21 protein-coding genes are annotated in these 23,860 nt (G+C 33.6%); 11 read left to right on the top strand and 10 right to left on the bottom strand.

Going from position 1 to position 23,860, the window contains the following annotated elements:
* Positions 1 to 28: 28 nt before the first annotated feature.
* Together I5M07_RS03130 and I5M07_RS03135 are read left to right on the top strand one after the other, a co-directional pair.
* Positions 29 to 4,039 carry a non-ribosomal peptide synthetase gene (locus tag I5M07_RS03130; RefSeq protein WP_200104731.1) on the top strand — a complete coding sequence of 1,337 codons (4,011 nt, stop codon included), beginning with the start codon at positions 29 to 31 and terminating at the stop codon, positions 4,037 to 4,039.
* A complete protein-coding gene (locus tag I5M07_RS03135) occupies positions 4,017 to 4,790 on the top strand; it encodes a 4'-phosphopantetheinyl transferase family protein (protein WP_200104732.1) in 774 nt (257 codons plus the stop codon). The genes I5M07_RS03130 and I5M07_RS03135 overlap by 23 nt, the downstream gene beginning before the upstream one ends.
* A gap of 148 nt (positions 4,791 to 4,938) precedes the next feature.
* Here I5M07_RS03135 and ettA read toward each other — a convergent pair whose 3' ends face one another.
* From ettA to holA, 5 genes are all read right to left on the bottom strand, one after another.
* A complete protein-coding gene (ettA, locus tag I5M07_RS03140) occupies positions 4,939 to 6,630 on the bottom strand; it encodes an energy-dependent translational throttle protein EttA (protein ID WP_200104733.1) in 1,692 nt (563 codons plus the stop codon).
* Positions 6,631 to 6,731: 101 nt separating this feature from the next.
* A complete protein-coding gene (locus tag I5M07_RS03145) occupies positions 6,732 to 8,552 on the bottom strand; it encodes a cytochrome-c peroxidase (RefSeq protein WP_200104734.1) in 1,821 nt (606 codons plus the stop codon).
* A gap of 70 nt (positions 8,553 to 8,622) precedes the next feature.
* Positions 8,623 to 10,101 carry an alkaline phosphatase PhoX gene (locus I5M07_RS03150; RefSeq protein ID WP_200104735.1) on the bottom strand — a complete coding sequence of 493 codons (1,479 nt, stop codon included), beginning with the start codon at positions 10,099 to 10,101 and terminating at the stop codon, positions 8,623 to 8,625.
* Positions 10,102 to 10,316: 215 nt separating this feature from the next.
* Entirely contained in the window at positions 10,317 to 10,499 is a 183-nt protein-coding gene (locus I5M07_RS03155; protein WP_200104736.1) for a CAL67264 family membrane protein, read from the bottom strand.
* 41 nt (positions 10,500 to 10,540) lie between these two features.
* Positions 10,541 to 11,545, bottom strand: a complete 1,005-nt coding sequence (gene holA / locus I5M07_RS03160; RefSeq protein ID WP_200104737.1) for a DNA polymerase III subunit delta — start codon at positions 11,543 to 11,545, stop codon at positions 10,541 to 10,543.
* 99 nt (positions 11,546 to 11,644) lie between these two features.
* On the opposite strand from holA, the gene I5M07_RS03165 reads away from it, so the two are divergent.
* The 3 genes from I5M07_RS03165 to I5M07_RS03175 are packed head-to-tail and all read left to right on the top strand — an operon-like array spanning position 11,645 to position 14,008.
* Positions 11,645 to 12,094: a type I restriction enzyme HsdR N-terminal domain-containing protein gene (locus I5M07_RS03165; RefSeq protein WP_200104738.1), complete on the top strand. Its 450-nt coding sequence runs from the start codon at positions 11,645 to 11,647 to the stop codon at positions 12,092 to 12,094.
* 17 nt (positions 12,095 to 12,111) lie between these two features.
* Positions 12,112 to 13,131: a glycosyltransferase family 2 protein gene (locus I5M07_RS03170; protein WP_200104739.1), complete on the top strand. Its 1,020-nt coding sequence runs from the start codon at positions 12,112 to 12,114 to the stop codon at positions 13,129 to 13,131.
* A gap of 37 nt (positions 13,132 to 13,168) precedes the next feature.
* A complete protein-coding gene (locus I5M07_RS03175) occupies positions 13,169 to 14,008 on the top strand; it encodes an OmpA/MotB family protein (protein ID WP_200104740.1) in 840 nt (279 codons plus the stop codon).
* A gap of 188 nt (positions 14,009 to 14,196) precedes the next feature.
* Here I5M07_RS03175 and I5M07_RS03180 read toward each other — a convergent pair whose 3' ends face one another.
* Positions 14,197 to 14,817 carry an L-threonylcarbamoyladenylate synthase gene (locus I5M07_RS03180; protein ID WP_200104741.1) on the bottom strand — a complete coding sequence of 207 codons (621 nt, stop codon included), beginning with the start codon at positions 14,815 to 14,817 and terminating at the stop codon, positions 14,197 to 14,199.
* A 118-nt stretch (positions 14,818 to 14,935) separates the two neighbouring features.
* Between I5M07_RS03180 and I5M07_RS03185 the strand changes: the two genes are divergently transcribed.
* A complete protein-coding gene (locus I5M07_RS03185; protein ID WP_233621927.1) occupies positions 14,936 to 15,583 on the top strand; it encodes a DsbA family oxidoreductase in 648 nt (215 codons plus the stop codon).
* Here the strand turns inward: I5M07_RS03185 and I5M07_RS03190 are convergent.
* On the bottom strand, positions 15,580 to 16,230 hold the full coding sequence (locus I5M07_RS03190; RefSeq protein WP_200104742.1) for a hypothetical protein: 651 nt from the start codon (positions 16,228 to 16,230) through the stop codon (positions 15,580 to 15,582). The genes I5M07_RS03185 and I5M07_RS03190 overlap by 4 nt on opposite strands.
* The gene (folP, locus tag I5M07_RS03195; protein WP_200104743.1) at positions 16,223 to 17,053 is read right to left on the bottom strand and encodes a dihydropteroate synthase; all 831 of its coding nucleotides are present in this window, start codon (positions 17,051 to 17,053) and stop codon (positions 16,223 to 16,225) included. The genes I5M07_RS03190 and folP overlap by 8 nt, the downstream gene beginning before the upstream one ends.
* 128 nt (positions 17,054 to 17,181) lie before the next feature.
* Between folP and I5M07_RS03200 the strand changes: the two genes are divergently transcribed.
* The 4 genes from I5M07_RS03200 to tpiA all read left to right on the top strand — a co-directional run bounded on the left by I5M07_RS03200 (position 17,182) and on the right by tpiA (position 20,379).
* Positions 17,182 to 17,727, top strand: a complete 546-nt coding sequence (locus I5M07_RS03200; protein ID WP_200104744.1) for a DUF1599 domain-containing protein — start codon at positions 17,182 to 17,184, stop codon at positions 17,725 to 17,727.
* A 26-nt stretch (positions 17,728 to 17,753) separates the two neighbouring features.
* Positions 17,754 to 18,854: a BT_3928 family protein gene (locus tag I5M07_RS03205; protein WP_200104745.1), complete on the top strand. Its 1,101-nt coding sequence runs from the start codon at positions 17,754 to 17,756 to the stop codon at positions 18,852 to 18,854.
* A 226-nt stretch (positions 18,855 to 19,080) separates the two neighbouring features.
* Positions 19,081 to 19,575, top strand: a complete 495-nt coding sequence (locus I5M07_RS03210) for a TlpA family protein disulfide reductase (RefSeq protein ID WP_200104746.1) — start codon at positions 19,081 to 19,083, stop codon at positions 19,573 to 19,575.
* A gap of 51 nt (positions 19,576 to 19,626) precedes the next feature.
* A complete protein-coding gene (gene tpiA / locus I5M07_RS03215) occupies positions 19,627 to 20,379 on the top strand; it encodes a triose-phosphate isomerase (RefSeq protein WP_200104747.1) in 753 nt (250 codons plus the stop codon).
* A 55-nt stretch (positions 20,380 to 20,434) separates the two neighbouring features.
* On the opposite strand, the gene miaE is transcribed toward tpiA, so the two are convergent.
* Both miaE and glyA read right to left on the bottom strand, forming a co-directional pair.
* Positions 20,435 to 21,028, bottom strand: a complete 594-nt coding sequence (miaE, locus tag I5M07_RS03220; RefSeq protein WP_200104748.1) for a tRNA-(ms[2]io[6]A)-hydroxylase — start codon at positions 21,026 to 21,028, stop codon at positions 20,435 to 20,437.
* Between the two features lie 109 nt (positions 21,029 to 21,137).
* Complete coding sequence (glyA, locus tag I5M07_RS03225; RefSeq protein ID WP_200104749.1) at positions 21,138 to 22,412, bottom strand: serine hydroxymethyltransferase; 1,275 nt, start codon at positions 22,410 to 22,412, stop codon at positions 21,138 to 21,140.
* A gap of 109 nt (positions 22,413 to 22,521) precedes the next feature.
* Between glyA and fahA the strand changes: the two genes are divergently transcribed.
* Complete coding sequence (gene fahA, locus I5M07_RS03230) at positions 22,522 to 23,805, top strand: fumarylacetoacetase (RefSeq protein WP_200104750.1); 1,284 nt, start codon at positions 22,522 to 22,524, stop codon at positions 23,803 to 23,805.
* The last annotated feature ends 55 nt before the right edge of the window (positions 23,806 to 23,860 follow it).

Consider the following 23,860-nt stretch of genomic DNA (forward strand, 5'->3'; position numbering starts at 1 on the left):
AAATACAATCATCCAAAATTGAACAAAAATGGAAAACATTACAAAAAAACTAACCGAATCCAAAGCCCAATTTAATCCATTTTCTCCTGAAATTGAACGAGTTATAAACACAACATCTTCACAACAAGAAATTTGGTCTGATTGTATCATAGGAGGCTCTGAAGCCAATAAATCCTATAATTTATCCGTTTCTTTAAAATTTACAGGAAATTTTATTCAAGAAGAATATGAAAAAGCACTACAATCTTTAATATTGCGTCATGAAAGTTTACGAGCTACTTTTAGTCCCGATGGGCATTTTATGTGTGTTTATAATGACATTGACATAAAAATTATTTTTCATGATCTCACAGATCAAACGGGTAACTTAAAAAATGAAATTAATACAATAGTTAAAACAGAGGTAAATGAATTATTCGACTTAGTAAATGGTCCATTATTTAAAGTACAAATTATAAAAATAGATGATTTTGAACATTTGGTAACCCTAACATTTCATCATATCATCACCGACGGATTAAGTATCGATTTAATTTTGGAAGAACTGAGTTTATTGTATTCTAATTATGTACAGCATAATGAAATCCATTTAGAATCGCCTAAAGGATTTAGCGAATATGCAGAAAAAATCAACAGCTTTTCTGATAGTGCAGAATTTAAAACTACTGAAAAATATTGGACAAATATTTATAAAGAATCAGTTCCAACGCTTGAATTACCTCTTGATTTTCCGCGACCAGCTTTCCGAACTTATACTAGTAAACGATTGGATTTTAGTTTAGATTATGACCTCATGACCCAATTAAAAAAAATGGGCAAATCTGCGGGTTGCAGTTTAACTACGACTTTATTGGTTACTTATGAAATCTTTTTAAGTAAAATTACCAGTCAAAAGGATTTGGTTGTAGGGCTTGCTACGTCTGGAAACCGTTATTTAAATATGCCCAATTTAGTAGGCGATTGTGTAAACTTACTTCCATTACGCAGCAAAATTGATATGAGTTCTACTTTTGCAAATCATTTAAAACAAAGAAATTCCGAAATTCAAAAAGATTACGAAAACCGCTTAATCAGTTTTGGTCAAATTCTAAAAAATTTAGAAATCCCCAGAGATCCCTCTCGAATTCCGTTAATTCCTGTTGCGATGACTATTGATATAAACCAAGACAGTAATAGCAAAATAACTTTTGATGGATTATCACATGAACTAAAAACCAATCCAAGAGATTTTAGTCCGTTTGAAATTCAGCTTACCATTTGCAAACGAAACAACAATGCTGTTTTTGAATGGTATTATAACACCAGCTTATTCAAACCAAATACAATCATAAATATGATGGACGAATTTAAAAATATTATGTCTCAAATAGTGGTGGATTCAGATATACCGTTAAATAATTTATTAGATTCAGAAAAAAATTATTTAGCGCAATATGAGCAATTAAATAATACTAAAACTTCTTATCCAAATGTTTCATTGTCCGCCTTGCTTAGTGAACAAGCAGAACTAACACCCGATAATATTGCTATCGAATATAAATCTGAAAAAATATCCTATCGAGAATTACATAAAAAAGTAAACCAATTTGCCCATTATCTCGAAGCACAAGGTGTAAAACCAGGCGATTATATTGCGGTTTCTTCTCCTAGAAATCCTGAATTGGTGTATGCAATTATGGCAGTAATTCAATGTGGAGCAGCTTATCTCCCACTCGATCATGAATATCCAAGCCAGCGGGTTGAATTTATGCTCGAAGATGCTCAGGCAAAATTTTTAATTACTAGTAAAACTATTTCATCATCACTTCCTAAATGTGCCAATACGCTTTTGTTTGAAGATGTTTTCGATGCTTTAGATCAATATCCTTCTACTAAATTAAAAACCTATGTAGATCCCGAAAACGTAATCTATTTATTGTATACCTCGGGTTCGACAGGAAGGCCAAAAGGAGCTAAAATTTCCAATAAAAATTTGGTTAATTTACTGTCTCACATGGCTATAACACCTGGTATAAATGAAAAAGACAGAGTGCCTTTCATTTCTACCATTTCGTTTGATATTGCAAGTTTTGAATTGTTTTTCCCTTTATTTAAAGGAGGTGTTTTAGTAATTCCAAATCATGAAATTGCAAGTGATGGACGCTTTTTAAATGAGGTGCTCGAAAAAGAACGAATTTCACTTATTGTAGGTACTCCAACTACATACCAAATGTTAATGGACACGGGATGGACAGAAAAATTACCTTTAAAATTATTGTGCTGCGGTGAACCTTTACCTAGTAAATTAGCTAAAGAATTAATTTACAGAAGCAATGAACTTTGGAATTTATACGGTCCTACCGAAGTGACCATTTTTTCTTCATTCAAACACATTAAAACAGAAGAAACTCTAATTACAGTTGGCCCACCTATTGCCAATATGCAATATTATATTCTAGATGAAAACGGAAATCTTTTACCCGAAAATGAAGTGGGTGAAATTGCCATTGCCGGTGATGGTGTTGGAAAAGGGTATTTAGGAAGACCCGATCTTACGGAAGCCAAATACGTACCAAATAAATTTTCAAATGACAAAGATGCTATCATGTATCTTTCGGGTGATATGGGAAAATTGTTGCCTACCAACGAAGTGGCTTGTGTAGGGCGAAAAGATCACCAAGTAAAAGTTAGGGGGCACCGAATTGAAATTGGAGAAATTGAAAATACATTAATGGCTATTGAAAATGTAAAATCGGCTGTAGTACTAGCAAAAGATGATATTCTTGTTGCCTTTGTTGTAGCCAATGAAGGATCATTAGTCGAAGATGCCAACCATATTCGGGCTTGGCGAGATGAATTGGCTGCCAAATTACCGCAGTTCATGATTCCGCATGTTTTTCACATTTTAGACAAAATGCCTAAAACCCTGAATGACAAAATAGACAGAAAATCGCTATTCGACTACAAATCAGAAATAACAAATAAAACCGAATACGTTGCCCCTCGCACCAAAGACGAAGAGTTAGTAGCTGGCATTTGGGAAGAAAGTTTGAATATAAAAAACATTGATATTTTTGGAAATTTCTTTGAAATGGGAGGTCACTCACTCAAAGCATTGAAAATCATGACCGAAATTGAAAAAATTACAGGCAAACGTATTCCTTTATCTTCTTTATTCAAATATTCTACAGTAGAAAAATTCGCAAAATTTATCAAAACTGACGACGATTCGTATTCGGATTGTTTGGTGCCCTTAAAAACTTCTGGGCATAAAACACCTCTTTTTATTATTCATGGAGCGGGTTTAAATGTAATGAATTTTGTGAGTTTGGCTAATAAGTTTGATGAAGACCAACCTATATATGGTATTCAGGGAATAAAATCAAATGGTTTTAACGAATGGTATGAATCCATTGAAGAAATGGCAGCTCATTATATTGACGCTATCACAAAGGTGAATCCCTCTGGCCCTTATGCAATTGCTGGTTTTTCTTTTGGTGGCGTGGTCGCTTTTGAAATGACTCGCCAATTAAAACAACAAGGTAAAGAAGTTAGCTTAACTGCATTATTAGACTCTTGCATAGATTCCTCTTATTATTACAGTACCCTCAAACAAAAAAAAGCAATCCGATATTTGGATATAACCCATCGAAGGTTTGATTATTTAATAGAAATGTTTTCAAGCTTGAAAGGATTTAAAAAACGATTTAATGGAAAAAAAGATTATGTATTAAAAACAAAATTAGGATTAGGAGACAAAATAACCGAGCAAGAAGCCTTAGCTCTAGAACAATTTACCGAAGCCAATAGTATGGTTAATAAAATAGTAGACCGTTATCAGCTAAAACCTCAAAAATTTAAAGTCGATTTATTTCGATCAAAAGATGATGATGATTACAAAAAAGACCCTATTTATTTGGGGTGGAAAAAAGCAGCGCAAGATGGTGTTACCATTCATGACATTACTGGTAAACATTTAGATATTGTTTCTCCACCAAATGATATCAAATTAGCAAGGTTATTACAAAACATTTTAGATGAAAAACATGCAAGCGCCTAATCTTTTTGTTTCTTTTAGCGATGTAAAAAATAAGCCATTAAACTTTGAAATGGACTTTGAGTTACAGCAGAATGACATCACGATTTATAGTGTGCATTTGCCTGATTTTTTAGAATTAAAAAACGAACTGTATCAAATGCTTAATTCGAATGAACAAAATAAGGCAAATTCCTTTCATGACGAAACAGACCAAAATCAGTTTATTATTTATAGAGCGTTAATGAAAATGCTTTTAGCTGCTTATACCAAATTGGCAGCTAAATCAATTTCTTTTGATTATACCATCACCAAAAAACCTTTTTTGGCATCTCACCCCGAAATTCATTTTAACCTTTCTCACGCTCATAATTTTGCTGCTTTTGCCATTTCAAAAAAACCAATTGGAATTGATATAGAATTTATGGCCGATGATTTTAATTTCTCTTGTCTTTTTCCTAATATATTTCATGACCATGAAATTTTTAACATTGAAAGTTCCTTAAACCAAAAGAAAACTTTTTACACGTATTGGACAAGAAAAGAAGCTTTTGTAAAAGCCTTAGGAAAAGGAATTGACGATGATTTTAAAAATATTCCCTGTGTAGAAGGTCCCCATACCATCAACACCACTATGATAAAAAACCATAAAAATTGGCAGGTAAATAGTTTTGAATTAACAAATGCTTATTTAGGAGCTATAGCCTTTGAAGAAGTGACTTCAACCCCCATAAAAATAGCACATTATAGCATTCCTAATACCCTAAATTTTTAATTGAGCAAAATACTTTTCTTAAAGTACTATAATAAATTTAAGGATTTTAAACCTGAACTTGTGAGCAATAAATTTGTAAAACACAATAAAACATAAGCCTCAAATTCAGCTGAATTTGAGGCTTATGTTTTATATTAGAAATATATTATTATCTAATTAGTTTTCTGTATTTCAAACGTTTTGGAGTTAGATCACCGCCTAAACGTTTCTTTTTATTTTCTTCGTATTCAGTGAAACTTCCTTCGAAGAAATATACTTCTGAATCCCCTTCGAAAGCTAGAATGTGCGTACAAATTCTGTCTAAGAACCATCTGTCGTGCGAAATTACCACAGCACAACCTGCAAAATTTTCCAAACCTTCTTCTAAGGCACGAAGCGTATTTACGTCCAAGTCGTTCGTAGGCTCATCCAGTAACAATACGTTTCCTTCTTCTTTCAAAGTCATCGCCAAGTGCAAACGGTTACGCTCTCCACCAGACAACATTGAAACTTTCTTGTTTTGTTCACCTCCACCGAAGTTGAAACGTGACAAATAAGCTCTTGAATTCACTTGTTTTCCGCCCATCATAATCAATTCCTGACCATCGGCGAAGTTTTCCCAGATTGATTTATTTGGATCAATATTAGAATGCGACTGATCTACATAAGCGATTTTTACAGTTTCACCAACTGAAAATTCTCCGCTATCTGTAGCTTGTTCACCCATAATCATTTTGAAAATAGTCGATTTACCAGCACCATTTGGTCCGATAATTCCAACGATTCCCGCTTGTGGTAAAGTGAAGTTTAAGTTGTCATATAGTAATTTGTCTCCAAAAGCTTTGGCAACATTTTTGGCTTCGATAACATTAGTTCCTAAACGAGGACCATTTGGAATGTAAATCTCTAATTTTTCATCCAGTTGTTTTTGGTCTTCATTCAACAATTTATCATAGTTCTGCAAACGCGCTTTTTGTTTGGTTTGACGACCTTTTGCACCTTGACGAACCCAGTCTAACTCGCGCTCCAATGTTTTTCTACGTTTTGAAGCTACTTTTTCTTCTTGCTCTAAACGTTTTGATTTTTGGTCTAACCAAGAAGAATAATTTCCTTTCCAAGGAATACCTTCTCCTCTATCCAACTCTAAAATCCAACCTGCAACGTTATCCAAAAAGTAACGGTCGTGCGTTACAGCAATTACAGTTCCTGCATATTGCGCTAAGTGTTGCTCTAACCAAAGCACCGACTCGGCATCCAAGTGGTTGGTAGGCTCATCCAAAAGCAATACGTCTGGTTGTTGCAATAACAAACGACACAAAGCTACACGACGACGCTCTCCACCCGAAAGGTTTTTGATTGGTGTATCACCATCTGGAGTACGTAAAGCATCCATTGCGATTTCTAATTTGGTATCGATTTCCCAAGCACCTAAAGCATCGATTTTATCCTGCAATGCCGCTTGACGATCCATTAACTTGTCCATTTTATCTGGATCTGAATAGTTTTCTTCCAAACCAAATAAATCATTTATTTGGTTGTATTCATCTAAAACGGCCATAGTTTCAGCAGCACCTTCGCGAACAATTTCGATTACGGTTTTCGATTCGTCCAAAATTGGTTCTTGCTCTAAGTAACCTACTTTGTATCCTGGCTGAAAAACCACATCTCCTTGATAATTTTTATCGATTCCTGCTATAATTTTCAACAAAGAAGATTTACCTGAACCATTAAGTCCTAAAATACCGATTTTAGCTCCGTAAAAGAAACTCAAATAAATATTCTTAAGTACTGGTTTATCGGCTCCTTGATAGGTTTTACTCAATTTTTGCATTGAGAAAATGACCTTTTTATCGTCTGACATATAATACGTATTTTATAATTTTAAAGTACACAAAGATACTATTAAAATAGAAATAATAAAGAAGCGAACTGCAACATTCCTTAAGCAGCTTTCAGACCAAATTAAGGTTGGTATTCCTTATCTGTCAAGGTTTTCATAAAGACAACTAGCGCTTTGACTTCGTTTGGTTTTAATTCTAATTTATCTGAAGGTAATGTTTGATTTTCAACCGAAATTCCTAAGCCAATTCCACCGCCTTTATTGTAAAAATCGACCACATCTTCTAATGTATTGTATACTCCGTTATGCATATACGGAGCCGTTTTGGCCACATTTCTTAAACTTGGCGTTTTAAAAGCATTTTTTAATTGTGCCATCGGATACATTTTGTACCTACCCAAATCGGGACTTAATTTTAAACCTGTTTTATCAGCCGGAGTTCCAATTACTTCTTGCTCTGTTTTTTGATAAGCAGGCGGAACAGTACCGTTAAATAAAGGAATAAAATGACAGGTGGCACATTTGGCTTTTCCTGCAAAAAGGTTAAAACCTAATTTTTCTTCTTCGGTAAAATCGTCCGAATCGCCACGCATGTAATTATCAAATTTACTGTCGAATGTATTTAAGGAGCGTATATAACTCGCCAAGGCATTTTGTACTTGCCATTCTTCGATTTTATTCGAGTCTGGAAATGCTTTTTGAAATAGATTTTGGTATTTTTTATCTTTCGTAATTATTGTTATAGCCGCTTTAATATCACCGTGCATTTCGTCTTTATTCTGAATCACATCCAAACTTTGCTTTTCTAAATCAAGTTGACGCATATCCCAAAATTGCGCATTTTGAAAAGCAGCGTACGTTAAAGTTGGTGTATTCCTTTCCAAATGCAAACCCGCTAAAGTTTGATTGGTTTTTAGCCCATCGGTAAACGCTTTTTCGGGATCATGGCAAGAAGCACAACTTCGTGTTTTGTTATCTGAAAGTAAATTTTCGTAAAACAATTCTTTTCCTAATAGCGCCTTAGCTTCTGAAAATTGGTATTCATCGGAAGGAATAAAAGCATTGACATTAAAAGCATCTTTTTGAAAAATAGTAGTGGCATTAGGGTTAACCACACTGGTTTTATTGGTGTTTTTTATGTCATTTATTTTTTGAAAAACAACTAAATTCTGGCTGATCTTATTTAAATATTTTTTGATAAAAAAAGCCCTATCAAAAGTAATAAAATCAGGATTTTTTTTGCAGAATGCTGTGGCCTGAGTTAGGTTTTGCGCGATTTGTTCTTTACAATTATCCGATTTGGGATTTTTATAATTCAATTTAAAAAGTAGCGTTTTCAAAGATTCTAAACTAACGATTGCTTCGGGAATTGAATTAAGGGCTATAGGCGAATCAAATCCGGTGATGCCCAAGGCTAAAATTCGGTTTAGTTCCATTTTTGATGCATCCAAAATATGCGAATCTGAAATAGTAATAGCACTTAAATGCTGTTTAATTTGCTTGAAATTGGCGTTTAAAACTTTAATTTCTTTAACTAAATCGGTTTTATTTTCTTTTGAATATGTTGGATAAATGAGTTCTTCAATAACTTGAAATCCGCTAGGAGGTAAAAAAGTATGTTCGGCCACTTCGAGTTCATCTAAAGCAGGACCATTAATAAAACGAGCCGGATCGGGAGCAAAATATTCAACCGCCCACTCTATTTTTTTATATGACAATCGAGCTTGAATAAAAGCATGCTGTATTTTTTTTCCGTCATCGCTTTTTTTTGCGATTTCCAAAAAAGCTGCAGTTTTTTGGTTAGCCTTTTCAACATTTAAAATCAATTCGTCTTGAATAGAAAGTGGTGTGTATTCTTTTTGGCAATTTGAAAATAAAAAAAATAAGGTAATTGGTATTAGCAATAAAAAATTTTTAATGCTTTTTAGGGTATTCGATTTCATTTTTTATAGATAAAACAAAAAACAACCCTAAAAAAAGGGCTGTTTTTTATGTATGATTTTAGTTCAATTATTATTTCTGAACATTTCTAATAATAACGGTTTGACCTCCTTCTTTGTTGGTACTTACGCCACTTCCATCAGCATTTAAAAACGCATCTTTTTGCCAAGTATGTGGGTGAATGTTAACAATAAAAGTATTTGGAACACCAATCACATCCGAAATATCTTCCATAGCACCATATTCCCAGCTTCCAAATTTCATTACACCTGTTTGATTATAAGTAGCATTCCAAGTAGCATCATTACGTTTGTGGTTCATGTTCAACCACGGTTTATTGGCTTTAGAAGCGATATTATATTGCCAAATATATGAGTCGTGTTTTGCATCGGCATAATACGAATCTCCATCTTCTTGAATATAAACATAATTTTCTGTTACGCATAAGTTATCTGGATTGATAATGCCTGTACCTGGCGTTGAATCCCCTTCAACTACTAATTCTAATTTACCCACCAACGGATTAGCATCGTTTAAAACCAATTTGTACACTCTTCCCCACATGGTATATCCGTTAACAGGCGCATTGTTAGTAGCTTGACCAGTGGCAGTAAAATAAATTTCACGATTGTTTTTAGCAGAACCCTTTCGGTAATCTACATCTTCAACTCTCGAAAAACGAATGGCTCCTAAACTATTAACTGTATTGTTGATTTCGGCTCCGGTTAAATTTTTAGCATTTGGAATTTCAACAAAAGACACATCAAAAGAAGTTCCGATGTTCATTGACGTTTCTACCTGATTGCCGTCGTTTCTTTTCAAAGCATACAACTTACCGTTTGTCAAATCGCCCACAGTTGAACTTACGTACATAATTACTTGACCAGCACTTGCATGAGAAGTTGAATACGATTGGTCTTCACCGATTACGATTACGGTTTTTCCTGGATAAGCTTCTTTAGTAAGTGGCACGGCATTTTCCATACTGGCTTTTCCTAAAGCAGGCAAAACGCGATCTTTACGACTTTTTAGACTTGATAATCCCAATGGATCGATTCCGTGAACCATACTTTCTTCACCACTTTCTCCCGCCGTTAAAAACATCGGACCAAAACCGTGAATACTTGGCGTTGCTAACGTTGCCGAACACAAACGAGTCATTCCTCCTACCGCATCCACAATATAATCTCCTTTAACCGCTTTTAAAGTTTTGTCAAAATAAACTCTAGAAACCGATTGCAAAATTTCGTGATTGGTAATCATGATATAACCGTCTCCATTTGGATCTTTCATAAAACCAGCACCATCAGGTTGTGCACCATATTTAAATTCTGGAGATTGAGGAAGTACGTCGCCACTACTAATCATGGGCGTAATTAGTAAATTTTCGAATCCTGAATGCGCCACTACTAAAGCGGGAACTGAAGAAGTATTACCAAAATCAATGTCCGTATTTGTTTTTTTGGAATCATTTTCGTCATTTTGACAACCCAAAACGACCAAACCTAATAGAGATAAGAGACTCACTCTTTTTGCCGAATGTAATTTCATAGTTTTTTTGTTTTATTTTTTTTAACAAAACTATACGCAAAATTATTTCAGAAGGTTATGGGAGTCTATTCAAATTATGACGATTAGTTTACCGCAATTTTAAGGCAATATTAAGAAGTTAATTTTGTGCAAACATACTGTATTAACAAACCTATAATAACAAAAAAACTACCGCCGAAAAGCGATAGTTTCTCTATATAAAATCTTTTTTAATTTTAGACTCTTCCTTTTAAAGCATTAAAAACCCAAGCATTAGCTAAAAAACCAACTCCAACGGCGGCAAAACCCCAACCGGAAACTTCGCTGTATTTAAAAATGCCAAGTCCTATTAACAGAAAACCCATAAAGACCATTATTAAAGTAGCCCAACCTAAAATGGTATTTTTATTCATTCCCATAATTTCTTTTATTTTATTGCAAATATCGGGATTTTTAGCGGCTAATTAAAAATTTTAAAAAGCATTTCTTTTAGCAAATCCCCTTGCGACAATGCATTTGCACCAACTCCTTTGCTTTTTACGTCAATATCTCGAAGCGCCGATATGATTTGACTAACTTTTCGCATCGGGAAATTTTTGATAGCCACATCGTATTCTTTCAAAAAATAAGGATTAACACTTAACACTTTGGCTACATTGGCAGGATTTTTATCTTTTAGCCCGTGGTATTTTAGTAATTGCACAAAAAAACCAAAAACCAATCCGGTAGTCATTACTAATGGATATTCTTTAGGATTATGAGCAAAATTTTCGGCAATTTTATACGCTTTGAGTTGGTTGCGTTCTCCAATAGCTTTTCGAAGTTCAAAAACATTATAATCTTTACTAAAGCCAATATTCTCTTCAATATGCTGTGGTGTAATGGTAGTGCCTTGAGGTAAAATAATTTGAAGTTTTTCTAACTCATTATTAATTTTACTTAAATCGGTACCCAAAAACTCTACTAACATGGCGCTCGCTTTTGGCTCAATAGCATATTTTTTTCCAGATAAAACACGCTTAATCCAGTCGCCAACTTGGTTTTCGTATAATTTTTTACTTTCAAAAACCAATCCCTTTTTTGCAATTTCTTTGGTGACTTTTTTACGTTTATCCAGCGTTTTATATTTGTAACACAAAACCAAAACGGTTGTTTCTAAAGGATTTGCAGCATACGGTTCGAGTTTATCAATCGTTCGGGATAAATCTTGCGCTTCTTTTACAATAACCACTTGTCTTTCGGCCATCATCGGATAGCGTTTTGCAGTAGCAACAATGTCTTCTACGGCAACATCCCTTCCATACAAAACTGTTTGATTAAAACCTTTTTCGTCTTCGGATAGCAAATTTTCTTCGATATATTCGGCCAATTTATCAATATAATAAGGTTCTTCACCCATCAATAAATAAATAGGTTTGATGTTGCCGGCTTTAAGGTCATTGACTATTTTTACTACTTCATCCATTAATTTTAGTTTTCTGTTTTAAGTATTAGTCTGTAGTTTTAATGGAAAAATTCATTCTCTAATTTCCAAATTGACTAATTTTCAAATTATATTTGTCTCATGCAGCCATTAAATTTCCCTTCCTATCCATTTCGATTCAAAAATAGTGAAAATAAAACGGCAATTTTTGATGAAATCAGGAAAAAATTCATCCTATTAACTCCCGAAGAATGGGTCAGACAACACATGATTCAGTTCCTTTTAGTCGAGAAAAAATACCCAAAATCACTTATAAATGTTGAAAAAGTGCTTTTTGTTAACGGATTACGAAAACGATACGATATTGTGGTTTATAATTCTGATGGTTCAATTTGTATCTTAGTCGAATGTAAAGCACCTCAAATAACCATTTCTCAAGCCACTTTTGATCAAATTGCGCAATATAATATGACGCTGAATTCGCAGTTTTTAATGGTAACTAACGGACTCAATCATTACTTTTGTAAAATAGATGCCGTAAAAGAACAATACCATTTTTTACCCGAAATTCCGAATTACACCATTCTTTAACTCAAAATCGCCTTACATTGAATACAATAGCAGTTGTCATTTTAAATTGGAACGGAAAACAATTATTAGAACAATTTTTACCCTCAATAATAGCGTTTTCGCCCGAAGCAACTTTATACGTGGCCGATAATGCCTCGACAGATGATTCGGTTTCTTTTATAAAACAGCATTTTCCAGAAATACAAATTATTCAAAACTCAGGAAATTTTGGGTTTGCAAAAGGATATAATGAAGCCTTAAAACATATAGATGCCGAGATTTTTGCATTAGTCAATTCAGATATTGAAGTGACTGAAAATTGGCTAAATCCTATCTTAGAAAACTTTAAAAACGAACCCAATACAGCTATTATTCAGCCTAAAATATTGGATTTTAAGAAAAAAGATTATTTTGAATATGCCGGTGCAGCAGGAGGTTTTATTGACAAATATGGCTTTCCGTTTTGTAGAGGTCGTATTTTTGATACCGTAGAAAAAGACCAAGGACAATACGATGATTCGTGTAAAATTTTTTGGGCATCGGGAGCATGTTTTTTTATTCGAAGCACAATATATAACCAATTAAATGGTTTTGATAATAGCTTTTTCGCCCATCAAGAAGAAATTGATTTGTGTTGGAGAGTTAACAATTTAAATTTTGACATTCAATACAACCCGCTCTCAACTGTTTATCATGTTGGTGGAGCTACTCTAAATGAGGAGAATGCAAAAAAAACATACCTCAATTTTAGAAATTCGTTGTTCATGTTGGTTAAAAACTTACCTCTTAACATAATTTTTGGTACGCTCTTTGTTAGATTGATTTTAGATGGAATTGCTGGAATTCGGTTTTTAAGCCAATTTAAATTCAAGCATTTTTGGGCCATAATAAAAGCTCATTTCTTTTTTTACTGGTATTTAATAAAATACTGCAATAAGAGAACTATTACAAAAAACCATGCATATTTTAATGTAAAAAGCATCGTTTTTATCTATTTTTTAAAAAAAATGACAACATTTAAAGAAATCTTTAACAGTAAAGAGTATATTAAAACCTAACTTTGTAATCCATGTTTAATTAAAATTTGAAAAATTTATGAAAAAAGTAATAACCGCTTTATCCGTCTTACTTGTTTTGTCTTCGTGTGTTTCTAAAAAGAAATATGCAGACTTAGAGGCTAAAAACAAAGAAACACAAGATTTATTAAACAGTACTACTGTAAAATTAAATACTTGTTTAGAGGAAAGAGCTGCGTATGCTGCAACCGCCGCAAGCTTAAAAGAGCACAACCAAGATTTAATAAATAGCTCAAAAGATTTAACTATGTTAACCTCTAAAGGTGCTGAAAACTTAGAAAAATCTTTAGAAAGTTTAAAAGAAAAAGATTTAAAAATCTCAAGATTACAAGATGCACTTACTAAAAAAGACAGTGTAACATTAGCCTTGGTTACCAGCTTAAAAAGTTCGGTTGGAATTAACGACCCAGATATTGAAATTAATGTTGAAAAAGGAGTGGTATTCATTTCGATTGCTGATAAATTGTTATTTAAAAGCGGTAAATATGAAGTAACCGATAAAGCAAAAGAGGTTTTAGCTAAAGTAGCTAAAGTGGTAAACGACAAACCAGAATTTGAATGTATGGTTGAAGGTCACACCGATAATGTTCCATACAGAGGTAATGGTGTTTTATTAGACAACTGGGATTTAAGTGTGAAACGTTCTACCTCAATTGTAAGAATATTGACAAACGACTTAGGTGTTAATCCTGCTCGTTTAATTGCAGCTGGTAGAAGTTCTTATGTACCTTTAGTACCTAATGACAGTGCCGAAAACAAAGCACGTAACAGAAGAACTCGTATTGTTGTTATGCCAAAAATCGATCAATTCTATGATATGATTGAGAAAGAAATGAAAAATCAAGCTAATAAACAATAATTTGATTTAACATATCAAGGATATAAAGAAAAAGCAGGTCAATTGACCTGCTTTTATGTATCCTTAATCTTTTATTAATAACCAATTAAATATAGAATTAAGAATTACAATATCTTTGGGGGATAATTCGCTTTCTTTTTAACGAAATTAAAAAATAATCTTTACATAACTTGTAAAATTATCTTTTTTTACAGAATTTCCAAATCTCCCTTTCCCTCACGAATTACAACAGGCTCATTATCAGATAAATCTATTATAGTCGAAGCCACATTATCTCCGTAACCTCCATCCACAACCATATCCACTAAATTTTGCCATTTCTCAAAAATTAATTCAGGGTCGGTTGTATATTCAATCACGTCATCATCATCCCGAATAGAAGTAGAAACAATCGGGTTTCCAAGCATTTTTACAATTTCTAAAACAATAGCATTATCCGGAACCCTAATTCCGACAGTTGTTTTCTTTTTAAATTCTTTCGGCAAATTATTATTTCCCGGCAAAATAAAGGTATAAGGACCAGGTAGTGCACGTTTTAAAATTTTAAAAGTAGCTGTATCTATTTGTTTGACATAATCCGATAAATTACTCAAATCGTGGCAAATAAAAGAAAACTTGGCTTTTTCGAGTTTAACTCCTTTTATTCGAGCAATTTTTTCTAAAGCCCTTGAATTCGTAATATCGCAACCCAAACCATATACCGTATCGGTTGGATAAATCACCAATCCGCCATTTTTTAAGACCTTAACCACCTTTTCTATGGCTGCTTCGCTAGGTTTATCGGGATATATTTTTATAAATTCGGCCATTGTTTATTTTTTATATTTTTGCAAAAAAGCATATATTTACTTTCAAATATACTGAAAAGCTCGTTTATCAGCATCTATAGTACTTCAAACAGCTTCTCTAAGTTACATAAAAAAAATTATGAATCCTATTACAATCGAAATTTGGTCTGATATACTTTGTCCTTTTTGCTATATCGGAAAACGACATTTAGAAGCAGCGTTAAAAGAGTTTCCAAATCAATCCTTTATTATAAAATGGAAAAGTTTTCAGTTAAATCCGAATTTAAAACCCGATTCTACTCAAAATAGCTATACTTCTTTAGCGCAACAAAAAGGAATTTCGGTAGCCGAATCGAAAGCCATGCATCAAAACGTAGTCGAACGAGCTGCTCAAGTCGGTTTGACATATGATTTTGAAAAAACAGTGGTAACCAATTCTTTAAACATGCATCGTTTGTTGCACTTAGCTGCAACAGAAAATGTGGCTACAGAATTAAAAGAATTGTTTTTCAAATCTTATTTCACTGATGGAAAAAATTTAAACGATCCTGAAATTTTAAAAAAGTTTGCAGTTCAAGCGGGAATTGAAGAATCAAAAGTAATTGCCGTTTTAGAAAATCCAGAAATGTATGCAAATGAAGTACAAAAAGACATGAAAGAAGCGCAGGAAATAGGAATTCAAGGCGTTCCGTTTTTTGTTTTTGATAGAAAATACGCCATTTCGGGCGCGCAACCGGTTACGAATTTTGTTAAAACGATTGAATCGTTAAGCACCGATTCGAATTAATACAGATATTCAACGGGAGCAATTGCAATTTCATTAAAAATTTTGTTTTTTTCTAACTCAATTTTTATTTGAATATAATCCTCAAAATACATTTTTTTATCGAAAGAAAGGCAAATAGGCTGAGTCGTTTTTTTTAAATAACTCAGAAACGCTTCTTTATTCTTAGAAAAATCAAAAACGTTTTGTCCGTTATCTGTTAAAATAATTTGCAATTTATTTTTCGATAAAAAATGCATTTCAACTGTATCCTTAACTGGCTTTTTGAGTTTGTAAAATACACGAGTAAATTTTAAGAAAGCCAAATTTTTATGAAGTGAGTCGGCGTAGGAATAATAATTTTCGGCATTTTCGTTTTTGTGTGCTTTCTCAGATCTCTTTTTTTCCTGAAGTTTCATTACTTGAGGAATTACCGTTTTCAAAGACATTCTTTTATCTACATGAAAAATCCAGTTGGTTGAAATAATACTGTTTTTTCGGTTCAATTCTGCAATCGTATCGTTTTGATTTGTTTTGAAAAAAAGATAAATCGGAGAATAATCTGTGATTTCCGTAGTAGATGAAAAATCCGATTTTGGCAGTAAAACATCTTGTTTTTTACAAGATAAAAACACCAAAAAAAGCAACAATCCAAATCCAACTTTACCCATTTTGATTCGTTTTTTGAAACAATTTAACACATTGAACCGCTTCTTTAACATCATGTACACGCAAAATTGAAGCTCCTTTAGTCAAACCAATTGTATTTAAAACTGTTGTTCCGTTTAAAGCCTCATCATTAGCAATTTTTAATTCTTTATAAATCATTGATTTTCGAGAAATTCCCATTAAGAGTGGCAACTCAAAAACCGAGAAAAGCTCTAATTTTTGTAAAACTTCATAGTTTTGATCCAATGTTTTAGCAAAACCAAAACCTGGGTCGATAATTAAATCGGTAATTCCTAACCTTCTAGCTTCGTTGATTTTTTTTGAAAAATAAAATAGCATTTCTGACACCAAATCTTCATAATTTGTTTGTTGCTGCATGCTATTGGGCGTTCCACGCATATGCATCATAATGTAGGGAACGTTAAATTTGGCGATCGTTTTAAACATATCCGAATCTAAATTCCCCGCAGCAATATCGTTAATCAAAGCAGCTCCATTCTCTAAACAAACCTCGGCAACCTTTGCTCTAAAAGTATCTATTGATAAAAGCGCTTCAGGAAATTGTTTTAAAACAGACTCTACAACCGGCATAATTCTATCTATTTCCTCTTGTTCCGAAACAAATTCGGCATTAGGTTTGCTCGAATACGCACCAATGTCAATAAAATGAGCTCCTTCGGCAAGCATTTTCTCAACATGCTCTAAAACAAGCGATTCCGATTGGTATTTTCCGCCGTCATAAAACGAATTTGGAGTCACATTTAAAATTCCCATCACTTTTGGTTGCGATAGGTCGATAAGTTGGCCTTTACAATTAATTGTCATCTTGTATTTTGCTAGGTGTTTTGCTATAAAAATTAAAAAAGATTCGGAACATTCCTGCCTTCTTGGATAAAATTTCCAAAAAAAATGTCCTATTTTTGAAGACATTAAAACAAATATACACCAAAATAATGAAGAATACTTCTCAGGAGTTTGATGCAATTATTACCATTTGTCGCTCTTTATTCATCAATAAAATGAAAGATTACGGAAGTGCATGGCGCATATTAAGGCTTCCTTCTTTAACCGATCAAATATTTATAAAAGCGCAACGCATTCGAAGTTTACAGGAAAACGATGTACGAAAAATTGATGAAGACGAAAAAGGCGAATTTATTGCCATCATCAATTATTCGGTTATGGCACTTATTCAGTTGGAATTAGGCGTAGTGGAACAACCCGATTTAGATGTAGCTAAAGCCACCGAACTATATGACGAAAAAGTGCGACTTACAAAGGAGTTGATGTTGGCTAAAAACCACGATTATGGCGAAGCTTGGCGCGACATGCGTGTGAGTTCTTTAACCGATTTGATTTTACAAAAAATTCTTCGCGTAAAACAAATTGAAGATAATAAAGGAAAAACCTTGGTTTCTGAAGGCATTGATGCTAATTATCAAGATATGCTCAATTATGCTGTTTTTGCATTAATCTTAAATCCAATCACAACAAAATAAATTAAAAATCCCCATAATTTTCTATAATGAAACGTATCATTACCCAATTTTCCCGAATCTTTGTTGGTGTTTTATTCATAATTTCTGGCTTAATTAAACTCAATGACCCTGTAGGTTTCTCCTATAAATTAGCCGAATATTTTAGTGAACCCGTTTTTAACATGCCTTTTTTAGTTCCTTTCACACTAAGTATGGCCGTTTTTTTAGTGATTCTAGAAGTAGTTTTAGGCGTATTTTTATTAATTGGATATCGAGCAAAAGCAACCATTTGGTGTTTATTGCTTTTAATCGTTTTCTTTACCTTTCTCACCTTTTATTCGGCTTATTTTGATGTTGTAAAAGATTGTGGCTGTTTTGGAGATGCCTTACACTTAACCCCTTGGGAATCCTTTACCAAAGATGTTGTTTTATTGTTTTTTATTCTTATTCTATTCTTCAACAAAGAATTAATTCAACCATTATTTGCTAAAAACATTCAAAATATTTTAGCTTACGCCTCTATTGTTGTTTGCCTTTTTATCGCTATTTGGGTTTTAAACCACAATCCTATTATTGATTTTCGTCCGTATAAAGTAGGAAACAATATTGAAAAAGGAATGGAAATTCCAGAGGGAGCACCGCAATCGGTGGTTGAAATGGTTTTTATTTACAATGTGAATGGCCAAAATAAAGAATTTACAGAAAATGATTTGATGAATATTCCCGAAGGAGCAACTTTTGTTGACCGTAAGGACAAAATAATTACAGAAGGTTATGTTCCTCCTATCCATGATTTTACCATGGTCAAAGACGATATTGATCATAAAGATGAATTTTTAAAAGAACCTAAATTAGTTATTTTGGTAACGTACGATTTAAAGGTTTCTGATCCTTCAGGAATGCAAAAATTAGCGGGAGTAGTAAAAGAAGCGCAATCAAAAGGGTATAAAGTAATTGGAATGACTGCTTCGGGTGAAACCGAAATTGCCCAAGCAAAAAAACAATATCAATTGCCAATTGATTTTTATTTCTGCGATATGATAGCGCTTAAAACTATCGAAAGAGCCAATCCGAGTATAGTGGTTTTAAACTCAGGAACAATCGTTCAAAAAGTACATTATAATGATACAGCCGACTTAAAATTATAAAATCAGCCACTTTTTAGCTGTTTAAAATCCTTGAAAAACTTTTTCAGGGATTTTTTTTGGTTAAACATGTAATTAAAATTCCGCAACAGCGTAAACTATTACGTTTTCATTTTTACAAAACAAACATTTACAATACCAAAAAGCTTTTTTATAAGAGTTGTTTGTTTTTTGTTAATTCCGTTTTAATTTTAGAATGTTTGTTTAACTTTGTTAAAACTCAATAAAAATGAAACAAATTCTACTCGCAATCGTAGCATTCATTACCTTTTCTTGCTCGAATGCACAAAAAAACAATTTCTCTACAGAAGCCTTATCCGAAAAATTATTAACCCTTGATGATGGCCAAATGTCGTTTCAAGATATTTTGAAAAAACATAAAGGAAAAACTATTGTAATAGAAGTTTGGGCATCTTGGTGTGGTGATTGCATCAAAGCAATGCCTAAATTTAAAGAATTACAAGCCAATCATCCCGAGGTAGATTATGTTTTTATTTCGATGGACAAAACGGCGGATAAATGGAAAATCGGAATTGATAAACATCAATTAAAAGGAGACCATTTTATGGCCAATGATGGCATGAAAGGTAATTTTGGAAAAGCCATTGACTTAGATTGGATTCCGAGATACATCATTGTAGACAAAAAAGGTGCGATTCTTACTTACCGCGCTATTGAAACCGATTTTGATCAAATCAATCAAACTTTAAACGATCTAAAATAAATTCGAAAAAACTCAAAAAACAATTTATAATTAATTAACTAAAAAACTAAAATGAGAAAAAAAATCGTTGCCGGTAACTGGAAAATGCATAAAAATGCGCAACAAACAGCAGCACTTTTACAGGATTTAATGGCTAAAATTCCCGCTACAACCGAAGCTCAAGTTATTGTAGCACCCACTTTTGTAAATTTGGCTTCAGCTGTAACGCAATTAGAATCGGCAAATATTGGTGTTGCCGCACAAAATATGCACCAAGCCGAAGGTGGCGCTTTTACAGGTGAAATATCAGCTGATATGCTTACAAGTATCGGTGTTAAAACCGTAATTTTAGGGCATTCGGAACGTCGTTCTTTATTTCATGAAACCGATGCTTTAATTGCCTACAAAGTTGATACCGCATTGGCTCATGAAATGACTGTCATTTTTTGCTTTGGAGAAGAATTAAAAGACCGTCAATCCGACAATCATTTTAATATTGTTGAAAACCAATTGAAAGATGGCTTGTTTCATATTGCTAACGAATCTTGGTCAAAAATTGTATTGGCCTATGAACCTGTTTGGGCAATTGGAACAGGAGAAACTGCCTCTCCTGAACAAGCGCAAGAAATGCACGAATTTATTAGAGAAACTGTACGCAAGAGATTTGGTGCCGAAATTTCGGATGAATTAACCATTTTATACGGAGGATCTGTAAAACCTGAAAATGCAAAAGAAATTTTCTCTAAACCCGATGTAGATGGTGGTCTTATTGGTGGTGCAGCATTAAAAGCAGATGATTTTTTAGCAATTGTTTCTGCTATCTAAATTTTTAAAATAGTACAAAAAAAAGAGATTTTACATAAACGTAAAATCTCTTTTTTTATCCATGAATGGTTTCTCCTTTCCCGTAATTTGCAATTACTTTACTTTCAAATTCCAGCCATTCGCGCCAACGTTTTTCAACATCAATTCCTTTTCCGTATTTACGAGCATATGTAATAAAAGTAGTATAATGTCCAGCTTCGCTTTCCATCAATTCGCGGTAAAAAAGAGCCAATTCTTTATCCTGAATATTTTCAGATAAAACTTTGAAACGTTCGCAACTTCGTGCTTCAATCATAGCCGAAAACAGTAAACGTTCTACCAACCCCGAAACCCTACTCCCATCAATACTGCGTTTCATGTACATATAAAGTTCATTAACGTAATCGTCTTTACGCTCACGCCCAAGCGTCAACCCTCTTTTGATAATAATATTATGAACTTGCTCAAAATGATCAATTTCTTCTTTAGCCAAAGCCAATAAATCTTTAACTAAATCTTGATGTTCCGAATTATTGGTAATTATGGTAATGGCATTGGTGGCCGCTTTTTGTTCACACCAAGCGTGATCGGTCAAAATTTCTTCGATGTTTTTCTCTACAATATTTACCCATCTTGGATCGGTTGGCAACTCTAATCGTAAAACGCCCATTTTTTTATTCTTTTAAGTTAAAATATCAAAAGCTGTAATAAAAAAGTCGAAAGTCAAAATAATAAAATTGACTTTCGACTTTTAAAACTTTATGACAATTTGTTTTTTTTTAGAAAACGAAAATTGGTCTTTCGCTCATCATTTCATCAACTTCATTTGCTACTTCTTCAATTACAGCATCATCGGTATGATTAGTCAATACTTTATCAATCAAAGCTACAATTGTTTCCATGTCTGCTTCTACTAAACCACGAGTGGTAATGGCTGCAGTTCCAACACGGATTCCAGAAGTTACAAATGGCGATTTATCATCAAAAGGAACCATGTTTTTATTTACTGTAATTTCGGCTTTTACCAAAGCATTTTCTGCTTGTTTACCCGAAATTCCTTTGTTTCTCAAATCAATCAACATCATGTGGTTATCGGTTCCACCTGAAATAATATCGTATCCTCTTTTAACAAATGCTTCGGCCATTGCTTTTGCATTTTTTTGTAATTGCATGGCATAAGTAAAAAACTCATCTTGCAAAGCTTCACCAAAAGCCACTGCTTTAGCAGCAATAATGTGCATTAAAGGTCCTCCTTGGTTTCCAGGAAAAACAGCTAAATCCAATAAGGCAGACATCATTCTGATTTCTCCTTTTGGAGTAGTTAATCCCCATGGGTTTTCAAAATCTTTACCCATCAAAATTAAACCACCTCTTGGTCCACGTAATGTTTTGTGCGTAGTTGTGGTTACAATATGGCAATGTGGAATTGGATCATTTAATAATCCTTTGGCAATTAAACCTGCAGGGTGCGAAATATCAGCCATCAAAATAGCACCTACGCTATCTGCAATTTCTCTAAAGCGAGCAAAATCCATATCACGCGAATAGGCCGAAGCACCTGCAATGATTAATTTTGGTTGCTCTTTAGTAGCAATTTCTTGAATTTTATCGTAGTTCAAACGACCCGTTTCTTTTTCTACACCGTAAAAAACAGGTTGGTAAACTCTTCCTGAAAAGTTAACTGGCGAACCATGAGTTAAGTGTCCACCATGAGAAAGATCAAAACCTAAAATTTTATCACCTGGTTTCAAACAAGCATGAAAAACAGATGCATTAGCTTGAGATCCAGAATGCGGTTGAACATTTGCATACTCGGCACCAAACAATTCTTTGGCTCTGTCGATAGCAATTTGTTCTATTATATCAACAACTTCGCAACCACCATAATATCTTTTACCAGGATAACCTTCTGCATACTTGTTAGTTAAAACAGAACCAGCTGCTTCTATTACTTCATCACTTACAAAATTTTCTGAAGCGATTAATTCTAATCCGTGAATTTGTCTTTCTTGTTCATCTAGAATAAGATCAAATATTTGTTTGTCGCGTTGCATTGTATTGATTTTCGTTAATTTTGATGCAAAAATACAAAAAAACGTTTGTTGTACAGCTAGATTATGATATATTTGAAAAGTATTTTTTCAACAATCTAATTAACAAAACATGCCTATAACAGCCAACGATCCTAAAAGAAAATCATGGTTAGAAGTGCCTGAAAAAAGTGATTTTCCTATTCAAAATATTCCATTTGGTGTTTTCCTTACAAAAGAAAATGTGGTAACGGTTGGTACTAGAATTGGAGATTTTGCAATTGATTTGGGTGCGTTACAACAACTTCATTATTTTGATGGAATTGAGCTTACCGATGACATGTTTATGCAAGATACGTTGAATGATTTTATCTCGGATGGTAAAAAAACCTGGCGTTTGGTTCGAAATCGAATAGCCGATATTTTTGATGCCACCAATCCTGTTTTGCGAGATAATCCAAAGCAACGCGAAATAATCATTTTTAATATTGAAGATGTCGAAATGCAATTGCCTGTTTTAATTGGCGATTACACCGATTTTTATTCAAGTAAAGAACATGCCACCAACGTGGGTAAAATGTTTAGAGATCCTGATAATGCTCTTTTGCCCAATTGGTTGCATTTACCTGTAGCTTATCACGGACGAAGTTCGACCATTGTTCCATCTGGAATTCCGGTTCACAGACCACTGGGACAAATGTTGCCAAAAGGTGAAAAAGAACCCGTTTTTGGTTCTTCGCGTTCGGTTGATTTTGAATTGGAAACTGCGTTTATTACAACTGATGCCAATATTATGGGAGAGGCCATTCCGGCGCATGAAGCAGAAGATTATATTTTTGGTATGGTACTTTTAAACGATTGGAGCGCACGTGATCTTCAAAAATGGGAATACGTTCCGTTAGGGCCCTTTTTAGCTAAAAATTTCGCTTCTTCAATATCGCCTTGGATTGTAACTATGGATGCCTTAGAACCTTTTAGAACCAAAGGACCAAAACAAGACCCTGCTCCTTTTCCGTATTTGCAAACCAAAGGAAAAAAAGCCTTCGATATTCGATTAGAAGCGTATATTAAAACTTCCAACCAAGAAGAAAATTTAGTAACGAAAACGAATTTCAAATATTTATATTGGTCCATGACGCAGCAATTAGCACATCATACTTCTAACGGATGCCGTGTAAATTCGGGCGATATGATGGGTTCTGGAACCATTTCGGGACCAACACCTGATAGTTATGGTTCTATGTTAGAATTGACTTGGGGAGGAAAAAATCCGTTAACAATGAAAGACGGCACTACAAGAAAATTCATAGAAGATAACGATACCGTTATTTTTAGAGGATATTGTAAAAATAACGAAATCCGAATTGGTTTTGGGGAGGTTTCCAGCCAATTGTTACCGCCTTATATCAGAAAATAATATTTAAAAAAAAGCGCCATTTCTAAAAGGCGCTTTTTTTTATACTGTCAAATGT

Source organism: Flavobacterium agrisoli, assembly GCF_016522065.1.
GTDB lineage: Bacteria > Bacteroidota > Bacteroidia > Flavobacteriales > Flavobacteriaceae > Flavobacterium > Flavobacterium agrisoli.

What these genes read in the sequence shown, in the direction of transcription:
- tpiA (WP_200104747.1), top strand. Translation starts at nt 19,627, where the DNA reads ATGAGAAAAAAAATCGTTGCCGGTAACTGGAAAATGCATAAAAATGCG.
- glyA (WP_200104749.1), bottom strand. Translation starts at nt 22,412, where the DNA reads ATGCAACGCGACAAACAAATATTTGATCTTATTCTAGATGAACAAGAA.
- I5M07_RS03135 (WP_200104732.1), top strand. Translation starts at nt 4,017, where the DNA reads ATGAAAAACATGCAAGCGCCTAATCTTTTTGTTTCTTTTAGCGATGTA.
- I5M07_RS03175 (WP_200104740.1), top strand. Translation starts at nt 13,169, where the DNA reads ATGAAAAAAGTAATAACCGCTTTATCCGTCTTACTTGTTTTGTCTTCG.
- I5M07_RS03130 (WP_200104731.1), top strand. Translation starts at nt 29, where the DNA reads ATGGAAAACATTACAAAAAAACTAACCGAATCCAAAGCCCAATTTAAT.
- I5M07_RS03145 (WP_200104734.1), bottom strand. Translation starts at nt 8,552, where the DNA reads ATGAAATCGAATACCCTAAAAAGCATTAAAAATTTTTTATTGCTAATA.
- fahA (WP_200104750.1), top strand. Translation starts at nt 22,522, where the DNA reads ATGCCTATAACAGCCAACGATCCTAAAAGAAAATCATGGTTAGAAGTG.
- ettA (WP_200104733.1), bottom strand. Translation starts at nt 6,630, where the DNA reads ATGTCAGACGATAAAAAGGTCATTTTCTCAATGCAAAAATTGAGTAAA.
- I5M07_RS03150 (WP_200104735.1), bottom strand. Translation starts at nt 10,101, where the DNA reads ATGAAATTACATTCGGCAAAAAGAGTGAGTCTCTTATCTCTATTAGGT.
- I5M07_RS03180 (WP_200104741.1), bottom strand. Translation starts at nt 14,817, where the DNA reads ATGGCCGAATTTATAAAAATATATCCCGATAAACCTAGCGAAGCAGCC.
- I5M07_RS03200 (WP_200104744.1), top strand. Translation starts at nt 17,182, where the DNA reads ATGAAGAATACTTCTCAGGAGTTTGATGCAATTATTACCATTTGTCGC.
- I5M07_RS03185 (WP_233621927.1), top strand. Translation starts at nt 14,936, where the DNA reads ATGAATCCTATTACAATCGAAATTTGGTCTGATATACTTTGTCCTTTT.
- I5M07_RS03210 (WP_200104746.1), top strand. Translation starts at nt 19,081, where the DNA reads ATGAAACAAATTCTACTCGCAATCGTAGCATTCATTACCTTTTCTTGC.
- miaE (WP_200104748.1), bottom strand. Translation starts at nt 21,028, where the DNA reads ATGGGCGTTTTACGATTAGAGTTGCCAACCGATCCAAGATGGGTAAAT.
- folP (WP_200104743.1), bottom strand. Translation starts at nt 17,053, where the DNA reads ATGACAATTAATTGTAAAGGCCAACTTATCGACCTATCGCAACCAAAA.
- I5M07_RS03155 (WP_200104736.1), bottom strand. Translation starts at nt 10,499, where the DNA reads ATGGGAATGAATAAAAATACCATTTTAGGTTGGGCTACTTTAATAATG.
- I5M07_RS03190 (WP_200104742.1), bottom strand. Translation starts at nt 16,230, where the DNA reads ATGGGTAAAGTTGGATTTGGATTGTTGCTTTTTTTGGTGTTTTTATCT.
- I5M07_RS03205 (WP_200104745.1), top strand. Translation starts at nt 17,754, where the DNA reads ATGAAACGTATCATTACCCAATTTTCCCGAATCTTTGTTGGTGTTTTA.
- I5M07_RS03165 (WP_200104738.1), top strand. Translation starts at nt 11,645, where the DNA reads ATGCAGCCATTAAATTTCCCTTCCTATCCATTTCGATTCAAAAATAGT.
- holA (WP_200104737.1), bottom strand. Translation starts at nt 11,545, where the DNA reads ATGGATGAAGTAGTAAAAATAGTCAATGACCTTAAAGCCGGCAACATC.